At 61.8% G+C, this 18,649-nt stretch carries 16 protein-coding genes; 4 read left to right on the forward strand and 12 right to left on the reverse strand.

Annotated elements, in window-relative coordinates:
* Positions 1–22: 22 nt before the first annotated feature.
* Entirely contained in the window at positions 23–616 is a 594-nt protein-coding gene (pncA, locus tag AB3N21_RS07565) for a bifunctional nicotinamidase/pyrazinamidase (RefSeq protein ID WP_367934656.1), read from the reverse strand.
* Positions 617–713: 97 nt separating this feature from the next.
* On the opposite strand from pncA, the gene AB3N21_RS07570 reads away from it, so the two are divergent.
* Positions 714–1,619, forward strand: a complete 906-nt coding sequence (locus AB3N21_RS07570; RefSeq protein ID WP_367934657.1) for a rhodanese-related sulfurtransferase — start codon at positions 714–716, stop codon at positions 1,617–1,619.
* Positions 1,620–1,630: 11 nt separating this feature from the next.
* Here AB3N21_RS07570 and AB3N21_RS07575 read toward each other — a convergent pair whose 3' ends face one another.
* Positions 1,631–1,960, reverse strand: coding sequence for a hypothetical protein (locus AB3N21_RS07575; RefSeq protein ID WP_367934658.1), 330 nt, complete (start codon positions 1,958–1,960; stop codon positions 1,631–1,633).
* Positions 1,961–2,156: 196 nt separating this feature from the next.
* Between AB3N21_RS07575 and betB the strand changes: the two genes are divergently transcribed.
* From betB to AB3N21_RS07590, 3 genes are all read left to right on the forward strand, one after another.
* The gene (gene betB, locus AB3N21_RS07580) at positions 2,157–3,611 is read left to right on the forward strand and encodes a betaine-aldehyde dehydrogenase (protein ID WP_367934659.1); all 1,455 of its coding nucleotides are present in this window, start codon (positions 2,157–2,159) and stop codon (positions 3,609–3,611) included.
* 149 nt (positions 3,612–3,760) lie between these two features.
* A complete protein-coding gene (locus AB3N21_RS07585) occupies positions 3,761–6,205 on the forward strand; it encodes an FAD-dependent oxidoreductase (RefSeq protein WP_367934660.1) in 2,445 nt (814 codons plus the stop codon).
* Positions 6,202–7,554: an MmgE/PrpD family protein gene (locus AB3N21_RS07590; protein WP_367934661.1), complete on the forward strand. Its 1,353-nt coding sequence runs from the start codon at positions 6,202–6,204 to the stop codon at positions 7,552–7,554. Before AB3N21_RS07585 ends, AB3N21_RS07590 begins: the two co-directional genes overlap by 4 nt.
* Before the next feature lie 51 nt (positions 7,555–7,605).
* On the opposite strand, the gene thpR is transcribed toward AB3N21_RS07590, so the two are convergent.
* From thpR to fliL, 10 genes are all read right to left on the reverse strand, one after another.
* Entirely contained in the window at positions 7,606–8,124 is a 519-nt protein-coding gene (thpR, locus tag AB3N21_RS07595; RefSeq protein ID WP_367934662.1) for an RNA 2',3'-cyclic phosphodiesterase, read from the reverse strand.
* 5 nt (positions 8,125–8,129) lie between these two features.
* Positions 8,130–8,867 carry an Asp/Glu racemase gene (locus AB3N21_RS07600; RefSeq protein WP_367934663.1) on the reverse strand — a complete coding sequence of 246 codons (738 nt, stop codon included), beginning with the start codon at positions 8,865–8,867 and terminating at the stop codon, positions 8,130–8,132.
* On the reverse strand, positions 8,864–9,931 hold the full coding sequence (locus tag AB3N21_RS07605) for a histidinol-phosphate transaminase (RefSeq protein ID WP_367934664.1): 1,068 nt from the start codon (positions 9,929–9,931) through the stop codon (positions 8,864–8,866). Before AB3N21_RS07605 ends, AB3N21_RS07600 begins: the two co-directional genes overlap by 4 nt.
* The gene (locus AB3N21_RS07610) at positions 9,928–11,577 is read right to left on the reverse strand and encodes a hydantoinase B/oxoprolinase family protein (protein WP_367934665.1); all 1,650 of its coding nucleotides are present in this window, start codon (positions 11,575–11,577) and stop codon (positions 9,928–9,930) included. Before AB3N21_RS07610 ends, AB3N21_RS07605 begins: the two co-directional genes overlap by 4 nt.
* The gene (locus AB3N21_RS07615; RefSeq protein WP_367934666.1) at positions 11,574–13,676 is read right to left on the reverse strand and encodes a hydantoinase/oxoprolinase family protein; all 2,103 of its coding nucleotides are present in this window, start codon (positions 13,674–13,676) and stop codon (positions 11,574–11,576) included. Before AB3N21_RS07615 ends, AB3N21_RS07610 begins: the two co-directional genes overlap by 4 nt.
* Positions 13,677–13,941: 265 nt before the next feature.
* Complete coding sequence (locus AB3N21_RS07620; protein WP_367934667.1) at positions 13,942–16,071, reverse strand: hypothetical protein; 2,130 nt, start codon at positions 16,069–16,071, stop codon at positions 13,942–13,944.
* Between the two features lie 44 nt (positions 16,072–16,115).
* Positions 16,116–16,985 (reverse strand): flagellar motor stator protein MotA, encoded by an 870-nt coding sequence (gene motA / locus AB3N21_RS07625; protein WP_171175446.1) that lies wholly within the window; start codon positions 16,983–16,985, stop codon positions 16,116–16,118.
* Positions 16,986–17,027: 42 nt separating this feature from the next.
* Entirely contained in the window at positions 17,028–17,621 is a 594-nt protein-coding gene (locus AB3N21_RS07630) for a MotE family protein (RefSeq protein WP_367934668.1), read from the reverse strand.
* The gene (locus AB3N21_RS07635; protein WP_367934669.1) at positions 17,618–18,055 is read right to left on the reverse strand and encodes a hypothetical protein; all 438 of its coding nucleotides are present in this window, start codon (positions 18,053–18,055) and stop codon (positions 17,618–17,620) included. Before AB3N21_RS07635 ends, AB3N21_RS07630 begins: the two co-directional genes overlap by 4 nt.
* A 9-nt stretch (positions 18,056–18,064) precedes the next feature.
* Positions 18,065–18,553, reverse strand: a complete 489-nt coding sequence (fliL, locus tag AB3N21_RS07640; protein WP_367934670.1) for a flagellar basal body-associated protein FliL — start codon at positions 18,551–18,553, stop codon at positions 18,065–18,067.
* Between the last annotated feature and the right edge of the window lie 96 nt (positions 18,554–18,649).

Below are 18,649 nucleotides of genomic sequence, written 5' to 3' on the forward strand. Positions count from 1 at the left end.
TTTCGCCTGTCAGACCGGGCCGTCAGGCGAGTTTCACGCCGGCCGCGCGCATCGCGGTTTCGGCGGCAGCAAGCGAGCCATCGAGGTCAATGGCACGGCAGGCTTCCATCCGCACGGTGACATCAAACCCCAGCTTGGCGGCATCCACCGCTGAGTAGTGCACGCAGAAATCCGTCGCCAATCCGGCGACCGTGAGCGTATCGATCCCGCGTGTGCGCAAATACCCCTCAAGCCCCGTCGGCGTGGTGTGGTCGTTTTCGAAAAAGGCCGAATAGCTGTCGATTGCCGTGCGAAATCCCTTGCGCAGGATCAGATCGGCGTCGGTTCTTAGGTTGGGGTGAAACGCGGCACCTTCTGTGCTTTGCACGCAATGGTCCGGCCACAGAACTTGCGGGCCGTAGGGCATCTCAGTCAGTTCAAACGGCGCCTTGCCTGCATGGCTGCTGGCGAATGAGGAATGCCCTGCCGGGTGCCAGTCCTGTGTCAGGATCACGCTGTCAAACTCAGCCATTCTCGCGTTGATCAGCGGCACGACCTCGTCCCCTCCTGGAACGGCCAGCGCGCCGCCGGGGCAGAAATCGTTCTGAACATCGATCACAAGCAGGGCGTGGGTCATGGTGGCCTCCGTTACACTGCCTTATCGGTAGGCAGGCGCGCAGCCCGCGTCAATCCGGTCTCTTGCGACTCTGTCCGCCCGGGACTAAATCGCGCGCATGTACACGATTGCCGCTCTCTATCACTTCACCTGGTTCGATAATCCGACCGCGCTGAAACCCGCTCTGCTTGAGCTGTGCAAGGCTCAGGACGTCAAAGGCACCCTGCTTTTGGCGAAAGAGGGGATCAACGGGACCGTTGCCGGGCCCCGCGCCGGCATCGACGCGGTTCTGGCCCATGTGCGCGGCCTGCCCGGCTGCGCTGATCTGGAGTGGAAGGAGGCCATTGCCGACCATCCGCCCTTTGGCAAGATGAAGGTGCGGCTGAAGAAAGAGATCGTCACCATGGGCCAGCCGGATATCGACCCGCTTGCCCGAGTTGGCCACTATGTCGAGCCCGAGGACTGGAACGATCTGATCCGCTCCGAGGATGTGGTGGTGATCGATACCCGAAACGACTATGAGGTGGCGATTGGAACCTTTGAGGGTGCAATAGACCCTAAAACGGAGAGTTTCCGGGAGTTTCCTGCGTGGTGGGACGAGAACAAGGAACGGTTTCACAACAAACGTGTGGCCATGTTCTGCACCGGGGGGATTCGTTGTGAAAAGTCGACCAACTTCCTGTTGGGGCAGGGGGTTGATGACGTGTATCACCTGAAAGGCGGCATCTTGCGGTACCTGGAAGAGATGCCTGCGGATGACAGCACCTGGCAGGGCGAATGCTTTGTCTTCGATAACCGGGTGTCAGTCGGTCACGGATTGGTCGAGGGGCCGCATGAGTTGTGCCACGGTTGCCGCCGCCCGATCCTGCCCAAGGATCGCGAGCGTCCCGAATACGAGCATGGCGTATCATGCCATCAGTGTGCGGGTGAGACCTCGGAAGCGGACAAGATGCGGTTCCGCGAGCGGCAGAAGCAGATCGCTTTGGCCCGCGCGCGCGGACAGGAGCATCTGGGCGCGCAGTAAGCGGGGCGCGATCAGCGGTTCCGGTCAATCCATTCGGACATCATCGCCTTGTCGCGGAAACACTCCTGCGGCACCGGGCGGCGCTTGCTCCGTGCGATCCGCTCGGCAAAAGCGACCTGTTTGCCAGTGGGATAATTGGCGAACGGAGAGGGATCGGCTGGCTTATGCGCCGAAATCCAGGCCGACAGCGATCGGCGGTCGCGCTGCGCCTCAACCGGGATCTCCAGCGCGGATTTTTCGGCAATAGCGCGGGCATAGCGCATCTGCTTCTCGGTCACGGGCAACAGATGATAGTCGTTGCTGGGTCCGTTCACCGACGATCTTTGCTGTGGATGGGGCATATCTAACCTCCGCTTACGTGTGAACAAATATAGAACATTTGTTTGAGATTTTCAAGAATCGCGCTGCGACGGTCTCTTGAGATTTCGGGTGCAGGGTTTTTATTGACCCGTCAGTCAACAAACGATAGGGGCGGGTTTGACAGGTTTCCTTCGCACCCCTTGGCGACCGGGGCGTGCTCAACGAAAAGGACGCAACATGGAATTTCAGCCCAAGGCCAGCCATTTCATCAATGGCGAATATGTCGAGGATACCGCTGGCAAGCCAATTGACGTGATCTATCCGGCCACGGGCGAGGTGATTGCTCGGCTCCATTCGGCCACCCCCACGATCATAGACCAGGCTCTAAACAGTGCAAAAGCAGCCCAATCCGTTTGGGCCGCACTGTCCGGAACCGAACGGGGCCGCATCCTGCGCCGCGCCGCCGACATCATGCGCGAGCGTAACCGCGAGCTGTCGATCATCGAGACCCACGATACCGGCAAACCGTTGCAGGAAACGCTGGTGGCGGATGCCACCTCGGGCGCCGACGCGCTGGAGTATTTCGGCGGTCTGGCCGCCTCGCTTACCGGCGAACACATCCCGCTGGGCGGCGGTGATTTCGTCTATACCATCCGCGAGGCGCTGGGTGTCTGCGTCGGCATCGGCGCGTGGAACTACCCGACCCAGATCGCCTGCTGGAAGGGCGCCCCGGCGCTGGCCTGTGGCAATACGATGGTATTCAAACCGTCGGAAACCACGCCCCTGTCCGCTCTGCAAGTGGCCGAGATTTTGATCGAGGCGGGCGCGCCCAAGGGTGTCTACAACGTTGTACAAGGCTATGGCGATGTGGGCGCCTCGCTGGTGACCGACCCGCGCGTAGCCAAGGTGTCGCTGACCGGCTCGGTGCCCACGGGGCGCAAGGTTTACGCCGCCGCAGCCGATGGCATGAAGCACGTGACCATGGAACTGGGAGGCAAGTCTCCGATGATCGTGTTCGACGACGCGGATATCGAAAACGCCGTCTCGGGCGCGATTCTGGGCAATTTCTATTCCTCGGGTCAGGTCTGTTCGAATGGTACCCGCGTGTTTGTTCAGAAAGGCATCAAGGAAGCCTTCCTGAACCGCCTGTCCGAACGCCTCGCCACCGCCAAGATCGGCGACCCGTTGGATGAGGACACCAATTTCGGCCCGATGGTCAGCGAAAACCAGATGAACATCGTTCTGGGCTACATAGAAAAGGGCAAAGCCGAAGGGGCCCGGTTGATCCATGGCGGCGAACGGATCGAGAGCGACGGGTTCTACCTGCAGCCCACCGTCTTTGCTGACGTGACCGATGACATGACCATCGCGCGGGAAGAGATCTTTGGCCCGGTCATGTCTGTGCTGGATTTCGAAACCGAGGAAGAGGTCATGGCCCGCGCCAACGACACTCAGTTCGGTCTCGCCGCAGGTGTCTTCACCAACGACCTGACTCGCGCGCACCGCATCGTCGCGGGGTTCGAGGCCGGGACCTGCTATATCAACACCTACAACCTCGCACCGGTCGAGGCGCCCTTTGGCGGGTCGAAAATGTCGGGCGTGGGGCGCGAGAACTCGAAGCTGGCGATCAACCACTTCAGCGAGATGAAAACCGTCTATGTCTCGATGAACGATGTCGAGGCGCCATACTGACGGCACTTAGGGCCACGCAATACCGGCGATCCCTGCTCTGTTCCCGACATTTCGCGTCGGGAACAGAGCATACGCTGACCATGACCTGTGGCTGACTCCTGTGAAACGGCGATGATCCGACATCGCTTGCCAATCAGGAGTGAAGCCCCATGAAAACCCACGCGCAGGCCGTCGTGATCGGAGGTGGCCTTGTCGGTTGTTCGATCCTCTACCACCTGGCCAAGCTCGGCTGGATCGATGTGGTTTTGCTTGAGCGGGACGAGCTGACCAGCGGCTCCACCTGGCATGCGGCGGCGAACATTCACGGGCTGCACGACAACAACAACGTCACCCGCATCCAGCACTATACGATGAACCTGTATAAGGAGTTGGAGAAGGAGACCGGCCAGGGCTGCGGCGTATTCCAGCCCGGCTCGCTCTATCTGGCGCAGACGGAGGATCGAGAGCATCAACTGCGCCTGCAAGAGGCCAAGGCGCGGTTCTATGGGTTGAACTTCCATGAGATCAGCCGCGAACGGGCGAAGGAATTGCACCCGCTGGCGCAGTTCGACGACATTCGCTGCATCATGTACGAACCCGATGGCGGCAACGTGGACCCCTCGGGCGTGACCATGGCCTACGCCGCCGGAGCGCGGGCCACGGGCGCCACGATTGAGCGGTTTTGCCCTGTAATAGGAACTGAACAGCAACCCGACGGGTCTTGGATCGTACGTACGGAAAAGGGCGATATCCATACGCAATGGGTAGTGAATGCCGGGGGATTGTGGGGTCGCGAGGTTGCGGCGCTGGCCGGGATCGAACTGCCACTGCAACCGACCGAGCATCAGTATTTCGTGACCGAAGCCATCCCCGAAGTGGCCAATCTGGGCCGCCGCCTGCCCTCCATCGCAGACCGAGATGGCGAGTATTATTTCCGGCAGGAGGGCAACGGGTTACTGATCGGCGCCTATGAGAAAGACATGCGGTTCTGGGCCGAAAACGGCACGCCGCTGGACTTTGCCCACGACCTGTTCCCCGATGACCTCGACCGGATCATGGAGAACGTGATCCGCGCCACCGAACGTGTGCCGGTGGCTGCGACCGCCGGCGTCAAGCGGGTGATCAACGGCCCGATGATCTGGTCGCCGGATTCGAACGCGATTTGGGGGCCGGTGCCGGAACTGAAGAACTATTTCTGCTGCACCGGCATCATCCCGGGCTTTTCGCAATCGGGTGGTCTGGGCCTGTTGGCGGCGCAATGGATGATCGAGGGTGAGCCGCAATACGATATGTTCGCCTGGGATCTGGCCCGCTTTGGCGACTGGGCGGACAAGGCATTCACCAAGGCGCGGGTCGAAGACGTCTACACCCACCGCTTTGCCATCCATTTCCCGAACGAGGAACGCAGCGCAGGCCGCCCTGCGCGCGTGCGCCCTGCCTACGAGATGCAAAAAGAGATGGGCTGCGTCTTTGGCCTCAATTGCGGCTGGGAACACCCGCTGTGGTTTGCGGATCAGCCCGGCGCGGTCGAGACCAACGGTTTCACACGCCAGAACTGGTGGAAGCCGGTCGGACGCGAGGTAAAGATGCTGCGCGAGCATGTGGGCGTCATCGACATCTCGAACTTCGCCAATTACGTGATCAAGGGGCCGGGCGGGCACGACTGGTTGGACCGCCTGGTCGCCAACCGGGTGCCGACCAAGGTTGGGCGTTCCTGCCTGACCCCGCTGATCTCGGTGCGCGGCGGCGTGGCCGGGGATTTTACCATCACCAAGGTGGCTGAGGACGAATACATGATGGTCGGTTCGGGTATGGCCGAACGCTATCATCAGCGGTTCTTCAACATGGTGGACTTGCCCGAAGACACGACGTTCGAGGTTGCCACCAACCGCATCGCGGGCTTCAACGTGGCCGGTCCCAAATCGCGCGACATGCTGCAACGGATGACCAACGCGGATCTCGCGAACGAGGCGTTCCGCTTCATGCGCTCTCGGACAATCGAGGTGGTAGGCGTCACCTGTCTGGCCATCCGTGTCAGCTTTACCGGGGATCTGGGGTGGGAACTTCATTGCGCCGAGGAGGACCAGATCAGGCTCTATTCCGCGCTGTTGGAAGCTGCGAAGGAGTTTGACGGTGGTCCTGTGGGAGGTCGCGCCCTTGGCTCTCTCAGGATCGAAAAGGGCTATGGCTCCTGGGGTCGGGAATACTCTCAGGAATATTGGCCGCAGGAGGTTGGGCTGGCGGGGCTCATCAAGCTCGACAAGGATTTCCTGCACAAGGAGGCCTACCTGGCAATCAAGGACAACGCCCCGCGTGAGGTGCTCGCGATCTTTGAGGTCGAGACGACCAGCGGTGCCGATGCCACCGGCGGGGAGCCGATCTTCGCACCCGACGGCACACCTGTGGGCCGCGTGACATCGGGCGCGTATGGCTATTCGGTCGGCAAGTCGCTGGCGATTGGCTATGCCGACCCACAGGTGGCCGGGCCGGGTGACACGGTCGAGATTTTCATCCTTGGCAAGCCGCACAAGGCGACGCTACTGGCCGAGCCGCCCTTCGATCCCACCGGTCATCGGCTGCGCGACATCCAACCGGCGAAAGAGGTGGCCGCGTGACCGATACTTTCGCCCGGGTCGCCGACTTCGCGCTGAACCGCGCGCCCGAGGACGTACCCGCCAGCACTGGTGAGGCGGCTGCGCTGATGGCGCTGGATACGATGGGAATCGTGATCGCCTCGGGTCCGATGGAGGCGGGCGTGATCGCACGCGACACGGCAGCGCTGCTTTATGGCAGCTCCGATCCCGACTTCAGTGCGCGAATGATGTTCGACGGGCGACGGGTCAGCATGGCAGGCGCGGCCTACGCGGCGGCCACGCAGACGGACAATCTGGACGGGCATGACGGCTATAACCCCACCAAGGGGCATATCGGGGTTGTCGTAGTCCCGGCTCTGGCAGCGTTAGCCGAGCACCAACCGGACCTGACCGGTCGCGAGACGCTGGCGGCGATCACCGCCGGTTACGAAATCGCGGGACGCGCCGGGCTGGCGCTGCATGCCACGGTCAGCGATTATCACACCTCGGGTGCGTGGAACGCGTTGGGCGTGGTGGCCATGGCGGCGCGCCTGCGGGGGCACTCGGCGGATCAGTTGCGACAGGGGCTGGGCATCGCCGAATATCACGGCCCCCGCAGTCAGATGATGCGCGAGATCGCCAACCCCACCATGCTGCATGACGGCTCGGGCTGGGGGGCGATGGTGGGCATCTCATCGGCCATTCTCGCCGAACGCGGCTTTACCGGGGCGCCCGCGATTACCATCGAAGAGGATCGCGCCGCGCCGTATTGGGCGGATCTGGGCGAGTTCTGGCAGATGGAACATCAATATGTGAAGCCCTACCCGATCTGTCGCTGGGCCCACGCTGCCATCGACGGGGTGCGGGCGGTCATGCAGGAACATGATCTGACCCACGATCAGGTGCGGCTTATTCAGGTGAACAGCTTTCATCAGGCGGCGCGCCTCTATCCCGGGCTTCCGGGCACAACCTCGCAGGCGCAATATTCGCTCCCCTTTGCGGTGGCCATTCAGGCCGTGTATGGGCGGATCGGGGTCGAACATATCTCGGGTGCGGGGCTGCAGGACCCGGTGGTCGCGGATGTCATGCAACGGATCAGTGTTGCCGAGACCGAGCGGCACAACGCCCGGTTCCCACAGGGCCGCTGGGCGGATGTTCAGATCACCACCACGGATGGGCGCGTTCTGGATTCGGGCGATACCCCGGCCCGGGGCGGCGGCGAGGCGCCGCTGAGCCGGGACGAGGTGGTGGCGAAGTTCATGGAATTTGCGGTGCCGAGTGTGGGCGAGGGTCGTGCCGCCGCGATCCGCGATGCGATGCTGGGATTGGCCGATCCAGGCAGTCGGTTCTCGGATCTGGCCGGGCTGCTCTACGACGCGCCGGGCGCTTGATGTGAACCTTTGTGTGCGAGGGGCCAGCCCCTCGCGCTCCCCGGGATATTTTCAAACAGAAGAAGAGCAGGGGTAGTTTGCGAGGCAGTCGTGGCGCGCGCCTTTTGGGTGAAGGGTTGACGCGTAAAGTGCGAATTGAGTGACGAGCATGTCGGGATAGCGGAGTGTGGCAGTGCTTTCATCTAGTATTAGAGCCGTATTCGGCCGCAGGCGCGCAATCGTCACATGTGGGCGGAACCGGCGGCGCGGCAGGGCGATCCCGGCGTGGCGAGCGGTGCGGCTGATCTGGTTTTGCAAGGCGGTCAGTTCGGGGGAGGCGGTGACGGTGGTATGGATTGAGGAGCCGAACTGACCGATGCCAGAAAGGCTGAGCGTGAAGGGATCGAAGCGGAGACGCAGCAGGTCTTCGTGCAGGTCTTCCAGGGTTTCCTGGGGCTGGTCATCCAGAAAGGCCAGGGTGAGGTGCAGGTTCTCGCGCGGGACCGGGCGTCCGGTTTGCAGGCGCTGTTGTTGCCGGATCAGCGCCTGCGCTGCGTCTTCGGTCATCGGAATGGAGATGAAACTGCGCATCGGCGTTACAGGCGGTCGAACAGGTGTCCGGGTAGCCCATCGTGGCGCGGCAGACCCAGCGCACGCATGAGGCAGAACATCATCGCCTGGTTGGAGGTGACCACCGGTTTGCCCAGCGCGGCCTCGATCCGATCGATGGCCTCGACCGAGCGCATGTCGGTACAGCTGAGGACGATGGCCTGTGCCTGCGCGTGATCGGCGCGGCGGGCGAGGTCAAAGACCTCGTCCGGGGTCAGCTCCCCTTGTCCGTAGTTGCCCAACTCGCGGCCAATATCGGCGCGGCTGACGGTTTCGATCCCGTTTTCTGATAGGAAGGCTACGGCCTGATCATTGATTTCGCCAACATAGGGCGAGGAAAAGCCGACCTTTGTGGCGCTAATGGCCTTGATTGCTGCAATGAGCGAACTAGCGGCGGTGATTGACAGTGCGCCGGAGCCCGTCTTGATCCGGGCGGCCAGATCGGTTTCGAAGGAGGGGCCGTGGGTCAGTGTAGCCGATGTGCAACCATAGAGCACCGCCGAGGGCCGAACACCCGAGATCATGCGCAGGTCATGGGCGATGTCGGACGCGCCCAGCCCCGCCATCTGATCGGCACCGGGGATTTTGTCCACGTCATAACCGCCGAGGCGCTGGAAGTGCAGGGTGGTGCCGGGTGGGCGCATCAACTCCAGATCTGGTTCCAGATTGGTGTTGGTGAAAGGGACCAGCACGCCGATCTTGGCGAGGGTTCTGGGGGCGGTCATGACAGCACTCCTTTCAGCACGTCGTGGGCGCGGGCCATGATATCAGGTGCGCAGATGGTGGTGCGCAGGCAATCGGGCAGGCCATAGCCCCCCATTCCGCGCATCAGCAGACCTGCCGCGCGCAGGGACGCGTCGGCCAGTTGTGCCTGTTCAGTGGAAGCGAAGCGCAGCAGGACGAAATTGGTGTGGGATTGCGGTGTGGCCAGGCCCAGTGCGCGGCAATCTTCGGCGAAATAGTCGCGGATCGCGACGGTTTTGGCGACCACGTTGCGCATATGGGCCTGATCCCACATCGCCGCTGCCGCTGCTGCCTGTGACGGGATCGAGATGTTGTTTGGGTTTAGTAACTTGCGTAGTTCCTTGGCGATCTCAGGGGGGAAGTACCCCCAACCGGCGCGCGCGCCAGCCAGTCCGTAGGCTTTGGACAACGTGCGCAGGACGACCGTGTCTCCCCGATCCGCGAGCGCGCAGATTTCGGCTGGATCGTGCAGCGCGTCGGAAAACTCGGCATAGGCCTGATCGACCACCAACAACGCTTCGGCTGGCAGCGCCTGGCGCAGCCGGATGATCTCGGCATTCGGGATCAGGGTGCCGGTCGGGTTGCCTGGGTTGCAGACAAAGACGATCCGGGTTTCAGGCGTCACGGTGGTGAGGATGTTATCAACCGAGATGGTCAGGTTCACCTCGTGCGCCTTCACGTAATCCGCTTGCACCTGGGCTGAGGCCGTGGCCACGAAGGCATAGCCGTATTCCGTGCCCAGCACCCGGTCACCCGGCCCCGCATAGGCGCGAATCAGGCAGCCGATCAGCTCCATCGACCCCGCCCCGCAAAGGATGCGCGCCGAATCGAGCCCGTGCACCTCGGCAATGGCAGCGCGCAGATCGGACCAGTCCGGATCGGGATAGAGCGGCATCCCGGCCATCGCCTGCTGCCCCGCCGCGATGGCGGCAGGGCTGGCGGGAAAGGCGCTTTCGTTCTGGGCCATTGAGACCGTGCCGGGCCCGCCCAGATCGGCCAGCGCATACGGCGCCATGGCCGCGACGTGGGGAACGGGCCGGATCATGATGTGCCCCCGTAGGATTTGGCGCCCGCTGGAGTGACCAACCCGCGTTTGAGATCCAGCGCCAGTGCCTCCGGGGCACGATCTGCCGGGTTGCCGAAGCCGCCGCCGCCAGGCGTTTCAAAGATGAAATAGTCATCGCCTTCGACCCGCAACTCACCTTTACCGAGGATATCCGTATTTGCATCCCGAAGCCGGATGCGCCCCGGTGCGCCCGGATGACCACCCAAGCGGCCCAGCGCGGGAAACTTCAGCCGCTCGACCGACAGGAACACGATGAAGGGGGCGCCATTGGCCGAAGTCATCTCGATCCGCTGCCCAAGTCCGCCGCGATGCCGGCCCGCGCCGCCGGAATCCGGGCGCAGCTCGCGCTTCCAGATGGTGACCGGGGCGACGCTTTCGGTGATCTCGACCTGGCTGCCATAGACACCCGAAGGGTAGGCAGTGGCCGACAACCCGTCGGAATGCGGCCGCGCACCGGTGCCGCCGTTATGCACCGGCTCGATGGCAAATTCGCGCCCGCCATTGGCCGCCACCTCCGGCGCGTGGCGCATGGGCAGATCGAACATGCAGGATGCGCCCTCGGCCGGGACCTTGTCGGGCAAGGCCTGATGCAGGCAACCCAGCACCAGATCCGGTGTCACCTGTCCCAGCGTATGGCGCATGGCGACCGGCACCGGGCGCTGCGCGTTCAGGATGCAGCCGGGCGGGCCGTCGACGGTGAAGGGCTCCAGAGAACCCGCGTTGTTCGGAATATCCGGGCCGACGATGCAGCGCAGGGCAAAGACCGTGTAGGCGGTGGCGTAGTTCAGCGGCACGTTGATACCCTTTTTCGAACAGCCCGAGGTGCCGGTGAAATCCACATGCATGGCGGTTCCGGTCACAGTCAGCGTGGCGTGCAGATCCAGCTCTTCCTCGTAGCCGTCCATGCGCAGCACGTTCCTGTAGACCCCCGGCGGCACCTCGGCGATGGCCTCCAGAGTGCCGCGGCGCGACGTGTTGATGATGTAGCTGCCGAGCGCCTCCAGATCGTTCAACCCGAACTCGTCCATCATGTCGGTCAGGCGCGTCACCCCGGCCTCGCAGCAGGCGATCAGGGCATAGATGTCGCCTTCGTTGGCGATAGGCTCGCGCGAGTTGGCGCGGACGATGTCCATCAGCAGGGCGTTCAGCTCTCCCTGATCGACGAGCTTGCAGGGCGGAATCAGCAGTCCCTCGTCATAGATATCCGAGCCCTCGGGGCCCATGCCCAGCCCGCCGAGATCGACCAGATGCGAGGTGCATGAGGTGAAGCCGACCACCTTACCATTCCGGAAGGCGGGCATCATCAACAGGAAATCGTTCAGATGCCCCGAGGCGAGCCATGGGTCGTTGGTCATGTAGATATCGCCCGGCTTCATGGTCTGCACTGGGAAGTGTTCGCGCAGATGCATGACTGCCTCGGCCATGGTGTTGATATGGCCCGGTGTGCCGGTCACCGCCTGGGCCAGCATCCGGCCCTGAGCGTCGAAGATCCCGGCAGAGATGTCGCCGCATTCCCGTACGATTGGGGAAAAGGCGGCGCGGATCAGAGTCTGGCCCTGTTCCTCGACCACGGCCAGAAGGCGGTTCCACATCACTTGCAGGCGGGCGGGGGAAAGGCCGGTCATCGAGCAGCTCCTTTCTCGGTTCGGGTCAGCAACAGATTGCCGATGGCATCCACCTGCGCGGTGAAATCGGCAGAGACAAGCGTGGTGGTCTGTGGCTCGGTGATCAGCGCGGGACCTTGCACCAGATCGCCGGGGGTCAGGTGGTCACGCGGGAACAGACCGGCCTGCCGGGTTTGCCCATCCAGATCGCAGGTGATCGGACGTCGTTCCACCGGGTCGACCTGCTTGGACGGAGGAGCCTCCGGGATCGGCGGCGCGGGCAGGTCGGCGGTGGCCACGCGCACCGCCCAGTTCAGGATCTCGATCTCCATTCCCGGCACCGGGCGCGAGAACTGGGTGCGGTATTCCGCCTCGAACGCTGTTCTCAGCGGTTCGATGTCATCCGCTGCAAGCGGCCTGTCCGGCAGCGGGATTTCGATCTCATGCCCCTGACCGTGATAGCGCATGAAGGCGCTGCGTCGGGTTTCGGTATCTGCGCCTGCCGCGCCCTGCGCCACCACCGATTGCGCTTCGGCGATCATCTGGCCGAACACTGCGTTCACTCCGTCCAGATCAAGCTGGTCCAACAGCGAGTAGCGGCTGCGGATCACCTCGAAACTCACCGGCGCGAACAGGAACCCGACCGCCGAGCCGACCCCGGGGTTGGGCGGCACGACGATGCGCGAAACGCCCGCCGACCGGGCCACCCGGGTCGCGTGCAGCGGGCCATTGCCGCCAAAGGCGATCATCGTCCGCACGCCCAGATCCTTGCCGGATTCCACGGCGTGCATGCGCCCGGCACTGGCCATGTTTTCATCCACGATGCGACTGACTCCGTCTGCAGCCTCGGTTCCGCCAACCTCAAGTCGGGCTCCGATTTCCTTTTTTAGAGCCTGTTTTGCGGCCTCCCGGTCGACATGCAGGTGCCCTTCGGCAAAGCTGTCGGGATGGATATAGCCCAGCGCGATGTCGCTGTCGGTCACTGTGGGTTCAGTCCCGCCCCGGCCAAAGGCGACCGGACCGGGCTCCGAGCCTGCGCTTTTTGGCCCGACGGTCAGGCGGCCCAGCCGGTCCACACCGGCGATCGAGCCACCGCCGGCTCCGATCTCGATCATTTCGATCACCGGAATGCGCACCGGCATCCCGGACCCCTTGACGAACCGCGCGGCGCGCGCGATCTCGAACTGGCGCGCGGTCTGCGGGCGGGTCTCATCAATCAGGCACAGCTTGGCCGTGGTGCCGCCCATGTCGAAAGAGACTACTTGATCCAACCTCGTCTGCGCCGCGATCCGAGCCGCCAGAATAGCGCCACCCGCAGGCCCTGATTCGACCAGTCGGATCGGAAACCGCATAGCGCTGCGCAGCGAACACATGCCGCCGCCCGCCGTCATCATCAGGATCGGGCAGGCCACCCCTTCGGTCTCGAAGCTTTGGACCAACCGGGTCAAATATCCCTCCATCAGCGGCTGGATATAGGCATTGGCGACGGTGGTGCAGAGCCTGTCGAACTCCCGCGCCTCGGGGCTGACCTCGCTGGAAATCGAGACGGTCAGGTCCGGGCGGCGTTCTGCCAGAACATCCCGCAGCCGCTGCTCGTGTGCAGGATTCCTGTAGGCGTGCATCAGGCAGATGGCGACTGCATCGGCGCCGCCTGCATCGATCTCGGCGATCAGCGCGTCGATCGCTGTCTGGTCGAGAGAGATCAGGACTTCGCCCTCGACGGACATCCTTTCGCGCACTGTCAGCGCCCGCTCACGCGGCACCAGAAGGTCAGGCTTTTCCAGATTGATGTCGTACTGCGCATAGCGCCGCTCATAGGCGATTTCGAGGATATCGCGGAACCCCTCCGTGGTCACCGTCACGACGCGAGCGCCACGACGCTCGATCAGCGCATTGGTTGCAAGGGTCGTTCCATGGATGAAGCCGGTCACATCTCGGGGCCGGTGACCGGAGTGGCTCAAAACCCGCCGAACGCCCTCAAGCGCGCCATCTGCCGGATTACCATGAGTAGTCAGCGTTTTTGTCGAAGCAAGGATCCGATCCGAGCCCTGAACAAGAACCGTGTCCGTGAAAGTACCGCCAATATCGACGGCAAGTCTCAGCTTGCGGGGTGCAGTCATGTGGCTATCCGAAGATCATTGCATTGCTGGAAAGAGGGAGCGGCTGGTCGTTTATGACGTAACCAGATCCGCCCCTGTGGCGCGGCGATGCAATTGTTTCGGAGTAACGGCAGTCATGCAGAAACGATCACTTCGGTTTCCCGTCGCGTCTGTTCCAAAGGCGACATGACCGCCCGATTGCGACGACACCACCCGGTTTTCCAATCCCGCAACAACTCTCGGAATTCTAAACAGGCATCTTGGGCAACAATGATTTAACTACCGGCTAATCAAACTGTCCTATTAGGTCGCCGACCATTTCTCTTGTAAGGGTACTGTTTTCCAGCAAACGTTTTGACTCGGCCAGAGGCGGAAGCGCATTATGCGCTGCTTGCGCACTCAGATCGCGGCTCAACCCCACAATCAGCGGATACTTCGTGCCGGCTTCACCTGAAACATGGTCCCAGGCGTCCGCCAGCCAAAGATACCGGGTGGCGGCTTCGTTGTCCCCCATTTGTGAGGCATGTTCAGCTGCCGCCGCATAATTTCCGCTGGAGTACATCGCGTCTGCCCGCACAAGCGATGCGGCTGGCGTTGTGTACTCCTCAACCGCCAGCATGGCACGATGGGGAAGCCCCGTTTCGAGAGCGGCGCGGGCTAGGATCATTGCCCTCGCTTCGCGTTGAACGCCTCGGTCACCAGCCAAGCTCAATGCGGTTTCATGAAACCCGAGCGACACCAGCCGGCCAGCGACTACGTCTACTGCGTCGTCGGACATCACGGAGATCAGATCAGAACTTAAACCGACTGTGTGGCGCAAAAAGGTGATGTCATCGGCTCGTTCGGTCATCGCCACTGCCACACGTTCGAACGTCTGTCCCCACATCTTGCGTGGCCTGTGGTCACGTTCGCCAAACAATGTACCCATCGCCTCATCGAATTGCTGGTTGAGGGCCATCGCCAGCACATGCGCCATTTTCAGGGGGTTCCCGAGTTCCGATCGCCTGTATTCCAACGCAAACGCAGCCGCCAACTCCACCTCTTTGCCCGAGACAACACCCTGTTCCTCCCAACGTTTTTCGATCAGCCTGATCAGTGCAAGGGGTGCCTCAGCCGTGGCCTGTTCCGCTTCAACTGCATCTTTGAGCTTGTTTTCTTCTCTTTCTGGGTTTTCTTCCGCACTGGCCAATTCGGCCTCGACCAAAGCTGTTGTGGCCTTGGAGTTCACACCGACGCGTTCCACTGCCCGTAGAATCCGCCGGGCCGCTTCCAATTGATCGGCTTTTGTCAGCAAGCGAGCCAACTCCGGCCCCAGATGAGTCACGAGGTGATCCGGTAGCCGTAGGAATGCGAGTTCGATTGCCTCCGTGTCCGCGTTTTCGGCCACATGGCCTTCGGTCAATGTCGCCCACAGGGCTGCGTCTCCGCCACATCTCTGCTGTCCGATAAAAGGGTTCTCCGCAAGCGCTGTCGTTTTTTCCACGGCAGCGGCAATCGCCCTGATCCTTGAGCTCTCGTCAGATGAGTGGTTAGCAAGCTCAAGGATCTGTTTCGCCTCGGCGCCAAACCCGAAATAGGCGAAGAGCCTTGCCAACCTCAGTGCCTGACCGCGATCCAGTCGGTCAAACTCACCGAATAAGTTGGATCGCGCGTTGGCAAGTTGCGTAGAAAAGCTCGTTCCATTGGACCACGAGGCGAAATCAAGGACATTGTCTGATAAACAGGCGGTCTCAGGTTCCAACAGCGATATGCCGGTCGGATCACCGGTCAGGTCACGATCGACGACGGTCCCCACGGCAATATTGTGGAGGTTCAGCGTTCGCTCAAGTGCCGCTTGCAGGCTGGCGCCCGATTGCCGGGGCCCGACTGCTGCCAGATCAAGATCGAGAACCTCTTGGTCGGTTCCCTTGAGGACTTGCGTCAACAACCGAGCTTCGATTTCTTCGCCTGTTCGAGCTATATTTAACGAGGGCACCGGGGTAGGCAGAGCGTGAATACCAGTTTTTGGAGCTTGGTCTGGCGTTTGGGGCGAGCTCCTACGCGCGGCGTGCAACGTCTCCCGCGGTTTTGTGCGTGCCAAGGGTAGAACCAGCGGTGCGGAAGGCTTGTCTTTTGACTCTCGTATGTCGATGACGATCATCGCGCCTGCGTGAAGAAACCCATTTGCCACGCAATTGCAGGCGAAGCCTATGTCCAAGTCGTCACCCGGTTTTTCCTGCTTCAGAAAGAGCAGTCTGTTTTGTGACAAGCGCTCAAACACAGCGTCTGTATCGTAAGTTACATCCGGAAGTTCGACATTGAGACGAGCGCCGCGATCACTTGAGTCAAGGGTCCAGCTTGTTCCCTCAGGCACCTTGATCACAAGTCGGGTAAAGTCCTCGTGCTCGCCCGAGCGTACGGACAGTTCCTCGGCCATGGCCGAGGTCGCTATCAAGATCAGACCAAGTGCAAGGCGGAATGTCATGCGGCGTCCTGCTTAAGCTCCTTGAGGGCATCCTCAAGCTCGGCAAACGCAGGCCGGTTGTGCGTCGGAGTGTTCTGGCGACCGACCTCGATGCACATGGCTGGGTTGTGATTGTGCAGATTGGCAACCAGCACCTCTTTGATGAGCTGGTAGAAATGGTTGTCCTCCTCGACCACCGCTTTCAGTTTGCCCGCAAACGGGCCCACCAGACCGTAGGCTAGGAACACGCCCAGAAAGGTCCCGACCAGCGCGCCGCCGATCAGCTTGCCGAGAATTTCGGGGGGCTGATCAATCGAGCCCATGGTCTTGATCACGCCCAGAACGGCGGCAACGATCCCCAGAGCGGGCAGACCGTCTGCCACGGTTTGTAACGCGTGGCTGGAATGCATGGCGTGATGGAAGTTCGCTTCCATCCGCTTTTCCAGAACTTCCTCCACTTGATGCGGGTCGTCATAGTTCATCGAAGCCGAGCGCATGGTGTCGCATATCAGGTCCACTGCCTCACGATCAGACTGAATCTTTGGATATTTCGAGAACAGGGCAGAGTTCGCAGGATCTTCGATATGCTGTTCAACCTCGACCGGGTTCGCCCGCGCGATGCGGATCAGTGAGAACAGCAGGCAGAGCAGATCGCGATAGTCCTCGGGCTTCCATTTCGCCCCTTTGAAGACCTTTGCGATGTCCTTGGCCGTATGCTTGATGCCGCCCATGTCGTTGCTGATGAGAAAGGCGCCGATCGCCGCCCCTCCGATCATCATCATTTCGAACGGCAGCGATTTGACGATGATCGTCATCTTGCCGCCTGCGGCCAGATAGCCGCCGAACACCATGGCGAAGATGACGACGATCCCGACGATCCCGATCATGCTGAAACTCCACTCAAAACGATTTCGGACATGGCTGCTGCTTTATTCCTTGGGCACCGAGGCGTTTCGCCCCGCCAAAACCACACTGATCGTATAGGCCGCCTGCGGGCTGAGCCCCGCCATCACGCCCGCCGCCGCCTCGGGCTGCATCCTTGCGAGGAAACCTGCCGCGAAGGTGGGATCCATTTCTTCGAACAGAGCGGCCGCCTCTTTTGGCTTCATGTTCTGGTAGACATCCGTCAGGCGGGTGAGGTCGTTCTCTGCCGCCACGTCGGCCAGCGCCAAAGTCGCCTTGAGTGACTCCTCGGCCTGCTGAAGTTCGGCCAGCCGGTTTTCCAAGGCCTTGTTGGCGATCTCAAGCGCCTTCATCCGGTCCGTATAGTCTGCCTCACGCTGTTTCAGGTCGCTTTCACGCTGACGCAGCATCTGCAAAAGCCGGTGCAAATCTTCCGCACCGGGCGCTTGTTCGTGGTTTTTCGCCATCTTGCTTTTTGGTGGGTCCTCCACGAGTTCTCGAGCCAGCGCCGGTCCAGCCTCCAGACCCAAACGGATCAGGGCCGAGCCGATCATCAGGAGCGAGATCATCAACAGCGCCCCGCCGCGGGACGAGCGCGATTTTTCCGACGACCTTTTCATGATGCGAGCCCGTCCGCTTTGCGGTCATGGCGAAAGAACATAAGCCCTGCAGGCGCGGAAGTTTCTTTGTCCGGTTTTGCGGGCTGTTCAGGCGGGGCACCGGCCTCAGCCTTTGGAGCATCATACCGTTCACTATCGGTGGGTTTCTCCGGCACCACGTCATGCATGGAGGCCATCATCAACTCCAACCGCTGGGCCACCGCTTCGGCACGGCCTGTAAGGTCGCCCAAGGCGATGCTGGACTGATCCGATGCCGACCGCGCGGCGGCAAGCGATTTGTTGAGCTCGTCCACCTGCGAGGACAGCACGGCCACAGCCCCGCCCACACCCTTTTCAAGATCATTGAACCGCTTCAGGCGCCGCGCCAGGACAAAACAGTAGAGCCCTGCGCCCAGAGCGCCCGCAACCAGAAGAATATCCGCGACAAGTTCCAATTCTCTCTCCTAGTTCAGCACGAATTCCATCACCAGAACGTCCCGCACCCGACCCTCGCCCGCGACAATGTTGATGCGGCGCAGCATGTGCCCGCGCAGCCGTGTCAGGGCGAGCGGATCCCGCAGGTCCGAGACCTCGATCGCCCGCAGATAACCGTTCAGAACATCGATGATTCGGGGGCGCAGCAGCTCTACATCCGAGGCGTATTTCTTCGTGACCTCCAGCTGAGCGTGAAACCTGAGGTGCTGCAGCTCTCCACCCATATCCAGGGCAACGATGATCGGCGCGAGATCCACAAAACTCACTTCCGGCAGTGCCTCCGGAACTATCTCTGCCTGCTTTTTCATCTTCGCTTCGGCCTTGTCGGCACCACCCAGCAAGCCGGAAGTTGTCAGGACATATCCCCCCGCCGCCCCGGCCAACGCAAGCACGCCCGCCAGGATCAATCCCGCCTTTCCGGATTTCTGTTCGGCCTCGTCCGCCGTCGCATCGGTCATGACGTCCCTCTCGTTCTGTCTGGCCGAGTCATAACCCCTCAGGAACTAACCGATTGTTAAGGGCAATCGCGCAAACAGGGGGCGAGCCGCTCAGAA

The organism is Ruegeria sp. (assembly GCF_040830605.1).
In the GTDB taxonomy this organism is placed as follows: domain Bacteria; phylum Pseudomonadota; class Alphaproteobacteria; order Rhodobacterales; family Rhodobacteraceae; genus Ruegeria.